Origin of the sequence: Bordetella sp. H567, from assembly GCF_001704295.1 — a bacterium.
Lineage (GTDB): Bacteria > Pseudomonadota > Gammaproteobacteria > Burkholderiales > Burkholderiaceae_B > Bordetella_C.
The window spans coordinates 4,343,523-4,356,212 of sequence record NZ_CP012334.1; the positions used below are offsets into that span (position 1 = coordinate 4,343,523).

Annotated in this window: 11 protein-coding genes; 6 read left to right on the forward strand and 5 right to left on the reverse strand. The window is 66.8% G+C overall.

Annotated elements, in window-relative coordinates; translation table 11 throughout:
* Positions 1 to 139: 139 nt before the first annotated feature.
* Positions 140 to 2,011, reverse strand: coding sequence for a tRNA (5-methylaminomethyl-2-thiouridine)(34)-methyltransferase MnmD (gene mnmD, locus AKI39_RS19540; protein ID WP_066639842.1), 1,872 nt, complete (start codon positions 2,009 to 2,011; stop codon positions 140 to 142).
* Positions 2,012 to 2,124: 113 nt separating this feature from the next.
* Between mnmD and AKI39_RS19545 the strand changes: the two genes are divergently transcribed.
* Positions 2,125 to 3,006 carry an inositol monophosphatase family protein gene (locus tag AKI39_RS19545; RefSeq protein ID WP_066643375.1) on the forward strand — a complete coding sequence of 294 codons (882 nt, stop codon included), beginning with the start codon at positions 2,125 to 2,127 and terminating at the stop codon, positions 3,004 to 3,006.
* A gap of 9 nt (positions 3,007 to 3,015) precedes the next feature.
* Here AKI39_RS19545 and AKI39_RS19550 read toward each other — a convergent pair whose 3' ends face one another.
* The gene (locus AKI39_RS19550; RefSeq protein WP_066639844.1) at positions 3,016 to 4,719 is read right to left on the reverse strand and encodes an AMP-binding protein; all 1,704 of its coding nucleotides are present in this window, start codon (positions 4,717 to 4,719) and stop codon (positions 3,016 to 3,018) included.
* A gap of 153 nt (positions 4,720 to 4,872) precedes the next feature.
* Here AKI39_RS19550 and AKI39_RS19555 point away from each other — a divergent pair, with 153 nt between their 5' ends.
* Positions 4,873 to 6,093, forward strand: coding sequence for a M20 aminoacylase family protein (locus AKI39_RS19555; RefSeq protein ID WP_066639847.1), 1,221 nt, complete (start codon positions 4,873 to 4,875; stop codon positions 6,091 to 6,093).
* 52 nt (positions 6,094 to 6,145) lie between these two features.
* On the opposite strand, the gene AKI39_RS19560 is transcribed toward AKI39_RS19555, so the two are convergent.
* Complete coding sequence (locus tag AKI39_RS19560) at positions 6,146 to 7,018, reverse strand: LysR family transcriptional regulator (RefSeq protein ID WP_066639850.1); 873 nt, start codon at positions 7,016 to 7,018, stop codon at positions 6,146 to 6,148.
* 218 nt (positions 7,019 to 7,236) lie between these two features.
* Here AKI39_RS19560 and AKI39_RS19565 point away from each other — a divergent pair, with 218 nt between their 5' ends.
* The 4 genes from AKI39_RS19565 to pagP all read left to right on the forward strand — a co-directional run bounded on the left by AKI39_RS19565 (position 7,237) and on the right by pagP (position 11,259).
* Complete coding sequence (locus tag AKI39_RS19565) at positions 7,237 to 8,295, forward strand: YeiH family protein (RefSeq protein ID WP_066639852.1); 1,059 nt, start codon at positions 7,237 to 7,239, stop codon at positions 8,293 to 8,295.
* Between the two features lie 74 nt (positions 8,296 to 8,369).
* Positions 8,370 to 8,780 (forward strand): acyl-CoA thioesterase, encoded by a 411-nt coding sequence (locus AKI39_RS19570; RefSeq protein WP_066639854.1) that lies wholly within the window; start codon positions 8,370 to 8,372, stop codon positions 8,778 to 8,780.
* Between the two features lie 175 nt (positions 8,781 to 8,955).
* Positions 8,956 to 10,428, forward strand: coding sequence for a magnesium transporter (gene mgtE, locus AKI39_RS19575; RefSeq protein WP_066639856.1), 1,473 nt, complete (start codon positions 8,956 to 8,958; stop codon positions 10,426 to 10,428).
* A gap of 255 nt (positions 10,429 to 10,683) precedes the next feature.
* Positions 10,684 to 11,259, forward strand: coding sequence for a lipid IV(A) palmitoyltransferase PagP (pagP, locus tag AKI39_RS19580; protein ID WP_066639859.1), 576 nt, complete (start codon positions 10,684 to 10,686; stop codon positions 11,257 to 11,259).
* 15 nt (positions 11,260 to 11,274) lie between these two features.
* Here the strand turns inward: pagP and AKI39_RS19585 are convergent, their stop codons facing one another.
* Both AKI39_RS19585 and AKI39_RS19590 read right to left on the reverse strand, forming a co-directional pair.
* Positions 11,275 to 11,862 (reverse strand): gamma-glutamylcyclotransferase, encoded by a 588-nt coding sequence (locus AKI39_RS19585; protein WP_066643385.1) that lies wholly within the window; start codon positions 11,860 to 11,862, stop codon positions 11,275 to 11,277.
* Between the two features lie 292 nt (positions 11,863 to 12,154).
* Positions 12,155 to 12,613, reverse strand: coding sequence for an Lrp/AsnC family transcriptional regulator (locus AKI39_RS19590; RefSeq protein ID WP_066639861.1), 459 nt, complete (start codon positions 12,611 to 12,613; stop codon positions 12,155 to 12,157).
* Positions 12,614 to 12,690 lie beyond the last annotated feature (77 nt).

Here is a 12,690-nt window from a genome sequence, read left to right on the forward strand (position 1 = left end):
TGGAGACGAAGCGGCCGCTCACCCTTCTGACCCGGATGCCGGCGTGCGCGGCGGCCCGCACGCGATCTGCCCCCAAATAACGGCAACTTCCTGTAAGTTGCGGCTTCGACACCGCGCCGGCACGCGGCGCCGCCCGCGCTTAGCGCGGGGCGATGACCGCAAGCAGTTCGGATTCCAGCATGGCGGGCTCGCCGCACAGCCGTGCGGCGATGATGTCGCCGGCCAGCGCCGCCCAACTCAAGCCCCGCGAGGCGTAGCCCGTCGCCAGAAAAAGACAGTCGGCATGCGAAACCGGCCCGATCGCCGGTAAGCGGCCGGGCAATACGGCACGCCAACCCGCCCAGCCCGGCAGGGATCCCGCCGAAGCGGCCCATTGCCGCACCGGCACCGCATCCGCGAGCAGACCGGCGGCCTTGCCGATATTGACCGCCTGTCCCGCCGCCGTGACGTGGCTTTCCGTGGCGCCATGGGCGTAGGTGCTGCCGGCCACGCACCATCCCTCCACCGCCGGCAGGAGATAACCTTCGCCGCCGACGATGCAGCGTGGGCCGCCATGCAACCCATGCTCGGGCAGCAGGGTCACTTCGCCCGCCAACGCATGCATCTGCGCGAGGCGCGGCAAAGGCGCGAGCAGCTCGCTGGCACCTAATACGTCACGCGCGCCGAGGGCATTGGCCAATACGACGACCGGGGCCTGACCGACTTCTTCATCCGTGTCCGTATACAGGCGCCAGCCGCCGGATCCATGGTCGATGCGCCGGATATTCGCCTGTACGTGCCGTATGCCGGGTGCGGCCGCAAGCGCCTGGATCAAGGCGTGCGGCCGCACCAGCATGCCCGTCGAAAAATAAAGCCCGCCCCGCGACAAAGGCAGGCCGGCGATGTCGCTGGCCCGCGCCGCATCGACGCCGCACACCCAGGAAGGCGGAAAGGCCAGTGCCTGCAACACCGATGCGGCATCCGCCGCGCGCCCGGCGTCGCGCGACAACTGCAGCGTGCCGCATTGCCATGGCCGCGCGTCGGCCGGCAGCGCCCCCCAGCGTGCCAGCGCGCGCTGGCTGCCGGCGCGCGACAGACGGGCCCGGGCGTTATCGTCACGCGCGACCAGCGGCGTCAGGGCCGCGGCGACGTGGCCCTGATGCGCGCGGGCCGCGCCCTGCGCATCGAACACGGTCACGGGAATATCGCGCAGGCTGAGCGCCTGGGCGACCGCCGCGCCGGCGATGCCGCCGCCCACCACGGCAACGTGTGCGGGCGGCGCGCCGGCGGACTGGCACGCCCCCGAATGGACGGCCGCGATCATATGGGTCTTGCCCGCGAAGCCGCGGCGCTTTTCCACCGCGAAGCCGGCGTCCTGCAAGGCGCGCCGTACCGCGCCCGCGCTGCACCAGGTCGCCGCCGTGGCACCCGGCGCCGCATGGGCCGCCAGCGCGTGCATCAGCGCCGGCGTCCACATCCGCGGATTGCGCGCAGGCGCGAAACCGTCGAGGAAAAACGCGTCCGCCACAAAATCCAGGCTGGACGCCATGGCGCACGCATCGCCGAATCCCAACGTCAGCGTCACCGCGCCTTTTTCAAAATCCAGCCTATGGATGCCTGGAACCAGGGGCGGCCATTGCGCGGCGAGTTCCCGTACCAGCCCGGACACGGCGGCATCCCCCGCGTATCGCGCCAGCAGGGCCGCCAGGTCGTCGGCGCGCAGCGGATGAGCTTCGAACGACACCAGGTGCAGGCGGGCGGGCCGGCGCGGATCCTCGCGCCAGGCACGCCAGAGGGCAAGGAAATTCAAGCCCAGGCCGAAACCGGTTTCGCAGACGGTGAAGCGAGGGCGTCCCTGCCAGCGTTCCGGCAGGCCATTACCTTGCAGGAACACATGATGTGCCTGCGCCCACGCACCGTCGGCGGCGTGATACACGTCGCCGTATTCGCGGCTGCGCGGAATGCCGTGCGCGTCGACGATGGGCCGGGCGGCAATCAACGGCTGATACGCAACACTAGGAGACTCGAACATGGGCTATGCATCGTGGAGATTCAGTGCGCGGCGTAGAATCGGGCTATCGGGCGGCCATCCCGCCCATCCGTCGCACCGCGCCGCGGCCAAACCTTGATTATCGCCAGACAAGCATGCAACCCTCCGCGCAAGCCACCTCTTCGCACACACCCCTGGACCTGTGCGCTGCCCTGGATGCCGCCGTCAACGCGGCGCATGCCGGCGCCGCCATTTTGCAATCCTACGCGCATCACCGCGCGGACCTGGTCATCGACCGCAAGGCGCGCAACGACCTGGTCTCGCAGGCCGATCGCGAAGCGGAAGCCGCGGTCATCCAGGAACTGCGCGAACGCACCCCGCAATACGGCATCGTGGCGGAGGAAACCGGCGGCAAGGTCGAAGGCGCGGCAACGTGGTACATCGATCCGCTGGACGGCACCACCAACTTCCTGCACGGCATACCGCACTATGCCGTTTCCATCGCCCTGATCGCGCACGCCGGCACACGCGTGGACGCCGGCGCGCCGTTGGCAGTGGATACGCCTGTCGTGGGCGTGGTCTACGACCCCAGCCGGGAAGAGCTGTTCAATGCCATCCATGGGGTGGGCGCATGGCTGAACGGCCATCGCATCGCCTGCTCGCGCACCCAGACGCTGGATGACGCGGTGCTGGCCACGGGGTTCCCTTTCCGCGACTTCTCGTTCGCGCAGCAATACATGCCTACCCTGAACGATGCCATCAACCTGACGCGCGGCGTACGCAGGCTGGGCGCGGCCGCGCTGGATCTGGCGTGGACGGCGGCGGGCCGCTACGACGGCTATTGGGAAATGGGGCTGGCGCCCTGGGATGTCGCCGCGGGGACGCTGATCGTGCGCGAAGCCGGCGGCGTGGCCGAAGACATGCATGGCGTGGACAGCTGGCCCATCGGCGGCTATGTCGTGTCGGGCAACAAGGCCATCGCCGCCGCGTTGAAAGCCATGATCGCGCCGCACCTGGTCAAAAAACCGGCAAGCTGAAAAAGCCCGTCACGACGCGATGGCCGCACGCTCGGCCGCCGGCTGGCCGGCCTTGTCGCGCAGCTCGCGGCGCAGGATCTTGCCGACGTTGCTCTTGGGCAGTTCGGCGCGGAACTCCACCTCGCGCGGGCATTTGTAGCCCGTCAGCCTTTCCCGGCACCAGGCGTTGACTTCGGCCTGCGACAGCGCGGCGCTGCGGGGCACGATAAAGACCTTGACCACTTCGCCGGACCGCTCATCCTCCACACCGATGGCGGCGACTTCGAGTACATCGGGGTGGGCGACGATGACTTCCTCGACCTCGTTGGGATAGACCTTGAAACCCGACACGGTGATCATGTCCTTCTTGCGGTCCACGATGCGGATGTAGCCGCGCTGGTCCATCGTGCCGATGTCGCCGGTGCGGAAATAGCCATCCGCCGTCATGACCTGGTGGGTTTCTTCCGGGCGCTGCCAGTAGCCACGCATCACCTGCGGCCCCTTGATGCAGACTTCCCCGCGCTCGCCCTCCGGCACGGCATGGCCGTCGTCGTCGAGGATCGCCACGTCGGTGGACGGCACCGGCAAACCGATGGAGCCGGAAAATTCAAGCGTATCGGAGGGGTTGACGGTGGCCACGGGCGCGGTTTCCGACAATCCGTAGCCTTCGATGATGGGCCTGCCCGTCATCTTGCGCCAGCGCTCCGCCACGGCGCTCTGCACCGCCATGCCGCCACCGAACGTGAGTCGCAGGGCGGAAAAATCCAGCGCGGCGAAGGCGGCGTTATTGGCCAGCGCGTTGAAGAGCGTGTTGACCCCGGGAAAGATATGCACCGGCGCATCGCGCCAGGCCTTGATCAAGGCAGGTTGGTCGCGGGGATTCAGAATCAGCAGATTGCGCATGCCGGCGTGCATGCCGTACAGCCCGCAGACGGTCATCGCGAAGACATGATAAAGCGGCAAGGCGCTGATGATCGTCAGTTGGCCGGCCACGTCGTGCAGCGCGGGCCAGGCCACGGCCTCCGTTTGCAGAACGTTGATGGCCAGGTTGCGATGCGTCAGCATGGCGCCCTTGGGCGTGCCGGTGGTACCGCCCGTGTACTGCAGGACGGCCAGGTCGTCCATGGAAAGCACCGGTGCCTCGAAGCCATGCCGGCGGCCGATGGCCAGGGCGCGCGTCAGGGGCAGCGCGCCCTCGATGCGCCAGGCCGGCACGGCCTTCTTGACGTGCCGCGCCACCATGTTGACGACCGTTTCCTTGACGCCCCCCAGCAGGTCGCCCACCGCCGTGACGACCACGTGGCGCAGCTCGCCGCGGTCCTCCACGTCCTGCAGGGTATGCGCGAAATTCTCCAAAACGACGATCACTTGCGCGCCGCTGTCCCGAAGCTGGCGCTGCAATTCCACCGGCTTGTAAAGCGGGTTGACGTTGACCAGGACGTGGCCAGCGCGCAGCGTGCCCAGCATGCAGGCAAGATATGCCGGTACGTTGGGCAACATCAGGGCGACGCGGGTGCCTCGTTCCAGGCCCAGCGACTGCAGCCACCCGGCGAAGCACTTCGCATGGCGGTCCAGGGTTTCGTAGCGGATATCCGTACCCATCGCCGTACAGGCGATGCGGCTCGCATAGCGTTCGCAGGCCCGGTCCAGCAGATCCACCAGCGAAACATAGCCGTCGGCGGAAACCTCCGCAGGAACGCCGGCAGGATACTCGGCCAGCCATGGACGCTGCATGGTGTTGTCTCCCATTTAATAAAGGCCGGGATTGATGATACGCTCGATCATGCAGCCGCCCCGCCGTCCCTTGCGGCGCGCCGGGGGGCTACGGCCTGATGGCCTGCCCTATTTTTGCCGTGCCCACGCGGGCGCGCAACCCAACGGTGTCTCATGAAACTGCTAGAACCCATCGTCGCGTGGCAGGCGGAACTCGCCGCCATACGCCGCGACCTTCATTCCCATCCGGAACTGTGTTTCGAGGAATTCCGGACCGCCGACGTGGTGGCCGGCAAACTCCAGGAATGGGGTATCCCGGTGCGCCGGGGCCTGGGCGGCACCGGCGTCGTGGGGACCATACGCGGCAACGGCGGGGGCGATCGCGCGATCGGCCTGCGCGCCGACATGGATGCCCTGCCGATGCAGGAAGCCAATACCTTCGCGCACGCCAGCCGGCACCCGGGCAAAATGCATGCATGCGGGCACGACGGGCACACGGCCATGCTGCTGGGCGCCGCCCGCTATCTGGCCGCGCACCGGGATTTCAACGGCATCGTCCACGTTATTTTCCAGCCCGCCGAAGAACACGGGGGCGGCGCCAAGCGCATGATCGACGACGGCCTGTTCCGCGAATTCCCCATGGAAGCGGTGTTCGGCATGCACAATTGGCCGGGCATGGCGCAGGGCGCGTTCGGCTTGGCCAACGGCCCGATCATGGCGTCCAGCAACGATTTCCGCATCACGATCACGGGCAAGGGGTCGCATGCCGGCATGCCTCACCTGGGCGTCGACCCGGTCATGGCAGCCGTACAACTGGCGCAATCGCTGCAAACCATCATCACGCGCAATCGCAATCCGCTGGATGCGGCGGTACTGAGCATCACCCAGATCCACGCCGGCAGCGCGGACAATGTGGTGCCGACCGAGGCGGTGATGCGGGGCACGGCGCGCACGTTCACGATGGAGTCGCTGGACCTGATCGAGGAGCGCATGCGCGACATCTCGGTGCACACCTGCGCGGCGCTGGGCTGCGAGGTCGATTTCGATTTCCAGCGCCACTATCCGCCGACGATCAATCACCCGGCCGAGGCCGCCATGTGCGCTGACGTGCTGCGCGAGCTGGTGGGGCCGGAGAATGTCAACGACCACGTGCAGCCGTCGATGGGCGCGGAAGACTTCGCGTTCATGCTGCAGGAAATACCCGGCTGCTATGTCTGGATCGGCAACGGCGGGGGCGACCACCGTACGGCCGGTCACGGCCTGGGACCTTGCATGCTGCATAACGGCAGCTACGACTTCAACGACGATCTGCTGGGCCTGGGGGCCACGTACTGGGTCCGGCTGGCGCTCTCCCGCCTAGCCGCGGCCCCTGCCGCGCAAGCGCCGGCACGCTAGGGCGAGTTAACGCTGGAAGGCGCCTCGCACTGGCCGACTGCGGGGCGGCGGACTAGGCCCGGCACATTTCCAGGAAGAGCGACGCCGCGCGCGCCGGCGCGGATGCATGCGGCAGCAGAATGCTGAGCGTGCGCGTCAGCCCGCGGTCGCCGACACGCAGCGCGACCAGCGCGCCGTCCTCGTGCCGCATCGACATGATGGACACGAAGCCGATGCCCAGGCCGGCGCGTACCGCCTGCTTGACGCCTTCGACACCCGCGAGTTCCAGCGCCACATCGGGGGCCAATCCTTCCGCTTGGAAGGCGCGTTCGATCAGCCCTCTCACGCCCGAACCTTGTTCGCGCATGACCAGCGAGTACGCGGCAAGGTCGGCCAGGGCGACGCTGTCCCGCCGGGCCAAGGGATGGTCGGCGGGGACCACGGCCACGACTTCATCGGCGCGCCACTCGTAGACGGCGGTATCGGCCGGCAGGCCCGCCGGGATGTCGCCTTCGATGAAGGCCATGTCCAGCTGCGACAAGCGCTGGACGATTTCCCGTGTGTTGCCGTCCGTGAGCTGCAGCGCCACCGCGGGATAGCGGGCCCGGAAGGCCGCGACCAGCCCCGGCAGGACGTAGCTGGCGGGGGTCGTGCTGGCGCCCAGCTGCAGCGAACCGGACGCGATACCGCGCCACGCGTCGCGTACGCCCCGGGCCTGCGCGTAGGCGTGGCGCAGCTGGCGCGCGTGTTCGACCAGCCGTTCACCCGCCGACGTCAGGGCGATTCCATGGCCGCTGCGGCGATACAGGGGCTCGCCGAACCACTCCTGCAAGGCGCGCAACTGGCCGGAGACCGCCGGCTGCGAGAGATGCAGCAAATCGGCGGCGCGGCTGATATTGCCCGCCTCGGCGACATAGGCAAAGGTCAGCAATTGTTCGGGAGTCATGGCGGTCGGTCGTCCTGGAGCGCGAGGGCACGGCGCAACATCTCCCGTCGAAGGCGACGGGCGGCGCGCCGATATTTGCATTTCGGATATTTAACATCCGATATAACAATTTTTCAAATAATAGTGGCCGCCCTAACATTACCATCAGTTATTAAGGCTGGGCGCGCGCTCATAACAGGACAGGCGTTCCTGTCGCTTCCGGCCCGGGACACCGCACCATGAATACGACTACCGCTCCCCTTACACTGGCCACCCCCTGGCGCGACAAACTGAACGGCGTTTTCTTTGTCGCCCTTCTGTCGGTCGCCGTCATCCAGCTTGCCGGTCTTCCCTTCCTGCACCATCTGGGATTCTCGCCCCTCGTGGTGGGCATCGTGTGTGGCATGGCCTATGGCAATTTCCTGCGCGGCACCATGCCGCAGGATTGGAGCGCCGGCGTCAATTTCACCGCGCGCCGGCTGCTGCGCATCGCCGTCGCATTCTACGGCCTGAATATCAGCATCCAGCAGATCGCGGCGGTGGGACTGCCGGGGCTGGAGGTTTCCATCGCGGTGGTGGTGGGGACGCTGGCGATCGGCACCGTGGTCGGCCAGCGCCTGCTGGGCCTGGATCGCGATACCGCCATCCTGACTTCGGCGGGCAGCGCCATCTGCGGCGCCGCCGCCGTGCTGGCCTTCGAACCCACACTGCGCGCCCAGCCGCATAAAAGCGCCGTGGCGGTCGCGACGGTGGTCCTGTTCGGCACCCTGTCCATGTTCCTGTACCCGGTGTTCTACCATGCCGGCTGGCTGCACCTGGACACGCAGCATCTGGGCATTTATATCGGCGGCACCATACACGAGGTCGCCCAGGTCGTTGGCGCCGCCAGCAATGTGGATCCGGCCACCACCGAAATCGCGACCATTGTGAAGATGACGCGCGTCGCCTTGCTGGTGCCGGTGCTGCTCGTGCTGGGACTGTGGCTGCGGCGCGCCGCCAGCGCCAAGGCCAAGGCCGGCACGGGCGAGGCGGCAGCCGCGCGCCTGCCCATCCCGTGGTTCGCGATCGGCTTCCTGGCCTTGGCCGTGGTCAACTCGTTGAACATGCTGCCCGCCGACGTGTTGGCACAGCTGCGCAAACTGGATGTGTTTGCCTTGACCATGGCCATGACGGCGCTGGGCATCGAAACCCGTTTCAGCCAGATCCGCAAGGCCGGACCCCGCGTCCTGGCGCTGGGTTTCATCCTGTACCTGTGGCTGATTTTCGGCGGCTACGGCCTCGTGAAACTGCTCGGCTGAACGGTCAGCGGGTTGTCACGCGACAGGGACGAATTTCCGTCATAATCGGCCGGTTGTCCGTCAGGAGCCGGCCCATGTCCGCCACCAAAACATCGCCCTTCGTTGCCCTGCCCGCGAACCGCGAGGCCGTCCTGCGAGTCATGCCCATGCCCGCCGACGCCAACGTGCACGGCGATGTCTTCGGCGGGTGGATCATGGCGCAGGTGGATATCGCCGGGTCGGTCCCGGCGGCCCGCCGCGCGGCGGGCCGCGTCGCCACCGTCGCGGTCAATAGCTTTCTCTTCAAACAGCCTGTATTCGTCGGTGATCTGCTGAGCTTCTACGCCGATGTCGTCAAGACGGGCACGACATCCATCACCGTTTCGGTCGAAGTCTACGCGCAGCGCCAGCGCCTGGACGCGGAGGTGGTGAAAGTCACGGAAGCCACCCTGGTCTATGTCGCGACGGACGACGCCCGCCGCAGCCGCCCGCTGCCCGCGCTATGACGGATCGCCGCGTATGAGCGCCGCCGCGCGGCCGCCCGAAGGCGACGCTCCCTCCCACGGGGAGGATGTCGCGCAGCGACAGGAGGGTACATCAGCGAGCGCCGCCGCCCGGCCGCCCGAAGGCGGCGCTCCCTCCCTCGGGGAGGATGTCGCGCAGCGACAGGAGGGTACATCAGTGACCGAAGTCGACATCGCGCAGAAGCCGGCCGCCGCGCCGCGCCGCCTGGACCCCGAAGACGCGCAGCACGCGCTGGCCGAGGTGCAGGAACTGCTGCGCCGGCAGGAGCTCGTGGCCAGCCTGGTGCATCGCCAGGAAGAAGGCGACACGCGCCGGGACCTGGTGGAACAGTTGGTGCACCGCCAGCACGAGGCCGAACTGAAGGCGCTGGTCGACGGCCTGCACCCGTCGGACATCGCCTTCATCCTGGAATCGCTGCCCAAGGACGAGCGGCAGGCGGTGTGGAAACTGGTCAGCGCGGAACACGACGCCGACGTGCTGCTGGAAGTGGAGGACTGGGTCCGCGAGTCGCTGATCGAGGCGATGGACCGGCAGGACCTGGTGGCGGCGACGGAAAACCTGGATGCCGACGAACTGGCGGACCTGGCGCCGGATTTGCCGGCCGACGTCGTCGCCGAGGTGCAGAAAGGCCTGACCGACGAAGAGCGCGCGCAACTGCTCGAGGCCATGGGCTACCCCGAAGACAGCGTCGGGGCCATCATGGACTTCGAGATGGTGCGCGTGCGCGAGGACGTGTCGCTGGAAGTCGTATTGCGCTACCTGCGCCGCCTGCATGAATTACCCGATCACACCGACCAGATTTTCGTGGTCGACCGGCAGGACAAGCTGCAGGGCATCCTGCCATTGTCGACATTGCTATTGAGCGAACCCGAAACGGCCGTGCGCGACGTGATGACCACGGACTACCTGACGCTGGCCGCGCTGGATTCGGACGCGGACGCGGCGGGCGCATTCGAACGGTACGACCTGGTCTCGGCCCCGGTGGTGGACGACCAGGGCCGGCTGATCGGACGCGTGACCATCGCCGACGTGGTGGATGTCATGCGCGAGGATTCGCAGGAGCAGGCCCTGTCCCGCGCCGGCCTGCAGGAAGAAGACATCTTCGCGCCGGTGACGATGGCCTTGCGCAACCGCGCGCCCTGGTTGTTATTCAACTTGTGCACGGCCGCCACGGCTTCCTTCGTCGCGTCCCGCTTCGAAGGCACCGTCAGCCATATCGTGATCCTGGCGTTCCTGATGTCCATTGTGGCCGGTATCGGCGGCAATTCGGGCAACCAGACCATGACCATGATCATCCGGGCGCTGGCGATGGGCCGCATCACCGGCCGCAACCTGTGGCAACTGGTCAAGCGCGAACTGCTGGTGACGCTGCTGGTGGGCCTGTGCGGCAGCCTGGTGGCCGCGCTGTTCGCGTGGGCGATCTCCGGCTCGGTATCCATCGCGCTGGTGATGATGGCCGCCATGATCTGCAACATGCTGGTGGGGGCATCGGTCGGCGTGCTGGTGCCCATGGTGCGGGATCGCTTCGGCAAGGACCCCGCCATCGGGTCGTCGGTGCTGCTGACGTTCGCCACGGACTCGCTGGGCTTCTTCATCTTCCTGGGCCTGGCCACGGTCTTTCTACTGTAGAAGCGGCGGCAATCGGCGCCGTCGCGGCGGCGTACCGCCGCCCCCCGGGCGGGCTCTGTTTCGCCTCGTCCCCGCGGCGACTCGCCGCACCCAGAAGGCGCTCGAAATAACCGCCGCTTTCAACGGGATATCAACGCCTTCCCCCTGGAGTGCACACGGCCATATCGCCATCGCCTGCCTGCCTGTACGCGCGTGGCGGGCACTTCCACGCTTCGTCGTGTGTCACATCGCGGTGCTCAACCCTAACGCCCCGCGATGAAACGTTCTTTCATTCCCGCCGTGCGGCACGCCGCTGCCGTCGGCTTACTGACGGCAACGGCCGCCCTGCCTTTCACGGCATACGCCTGCGACAACGTGCCCAATTGGGCGCAAGGCGCCTGTGCCCGCCTGGACCAGATATGGAACCAGGGCGGCGACGAACTGTATATGACGGGATATGCCTGGCATATCCGTTCCGCGTATTCCGCCGAGAAGATCAAGTCCTTCCGTGAGGAAAGCTGGGGCGGCGGCTGGGGCAAGGGCATCTACGACGAGGACGGCGACTGGCAGGGACTGTATGGCATGGCCTTCCTGGATTCACATGGCCACGTGGAGCCCGTCGCCGGCTACGGTTACCAGAAGATCGGCCGCATAGGCCAGAACTGGCGTTTCGGCATCGGCTATACCGCATTCCTGACGGCGCGCCAGGACATCTTCCACTACATCCCCTTCCCGGGCATCCTGCCGCTGGCGTCCGTCGGATACGACAAGGCCACGTTCTACGCCACCTACATCCCGGGCGGGAAGGGCAACGGCAACGTGCTGTTCATGTTTGCAAAATGGACGTTCTGAGCCCCACGGCGTCAATCAGAATGCCCGTGCCAGGCGCTGTACCAGTTCACCCAGGCGGCAATCGCTGATGCCGTGGTCACGCAAGGCACGGTCGGTTTCCAGCACATATTCCAGGCAGGCGCCGGAACGGCCCACCGCCGTGCGGATAATGTCCAGCCGCCGTTCTTCCGCCACGTTGCCGGCATAATCGGCGCAGGCGCGGTTCAAGAGGAATGCCAGCCCGGTCACGGGCCCCTGTTCGCTGTGGCAGGTCAACCAGCGGGGCGTATAGGCCCCGCCGATCATCTCGCGTTCCCACAGCGCGGAAAAGGCGGCCGGCACGTCGGCCGCGCCGATGCGAAACACGACGCCCCGGCAGCAGCCGCCCCGGTCCAGGCCGAAAACCAGCCCGGGAGCCTGATCCGAACCCCGGTGATGACGCGACCACAGGCATAGCGAACGGTGGTAGCCGTGGATGCTGGCCAACCGGCGCTCCTGCCATGGGAAGCCGGGCCGCCAGATCAGCGATCCATAGGCGAATACCCAGAGGTCGTCCGTGCCGTTCCAGAAACCGGGAAATCCTTCCGGCAGCGCGGCTGGACTCGCGGCGCGACCACGCGCCATTCCGTCGACAGGCGTGGCGCCGGAAAACGGCGCAGCGGGATCGTCGGAAGGAACCGCGGACATGCTGGTCTATCTCTTTGGCGTGCAGATTGGACGATGAGGATCGTACGCCGACGCCGAAGAAAAAACGTTGCAAGATGACGGAATTGGAATCGGCTGAAATGAAAACTGCGTTCTCGTTGTGTCGTCGCAACGAAAACCCTTTCCCGGCAGTCCGGATACGCCGCCCAGTAACGCGTCCCAGCCCCGCAGAGGCAGCGGCCATGGGCGGCGCGTTGAGGAGCCCCTGCGCTTACAGCCCGTCCAAAGGCAGTTCCGTCGTGCTCTTGATGACCTCCATGGAGAAGCTGGCGCTGACGTCCAGGAGGTCCACGGCGTCGATCAGGCGGCGGTAGAAGCGGTCATAGGCGGCCATGTCCTCGACCACGACCTTCAACATGTAGTCGATATCGCCGGCCATGCGGTGGAATTCGACCACGTTGGGCAGGGCCTGCACGGCGTCGATCAGCCGGCGGGTCCACTTGGCGCTATGCTGGCTGGTCTTGATGGTCACGAACACGGTCAGCTTCAATCCCAGGGCAACCGGATCCAGCAGCACGGCGTTGCGCGCAATGACGCCGTCTTCCTTCAGCTTCTGGATGCGCCGCCAGCAGGGCGTCACCGACAGATTGACCTGCTCGGCGATTTCCGCGACCGAACAGCCGGCGTCTTTCTGCAACAGGCTCAGGATCTTGATATCGGTCTGATCCATGGATTTTTCTCCGCAACGCGCGCCATCTTGCCCGTTCCCGCGGGCCGCGTCCATCGCCGGGCGGAACACGCGTTTGT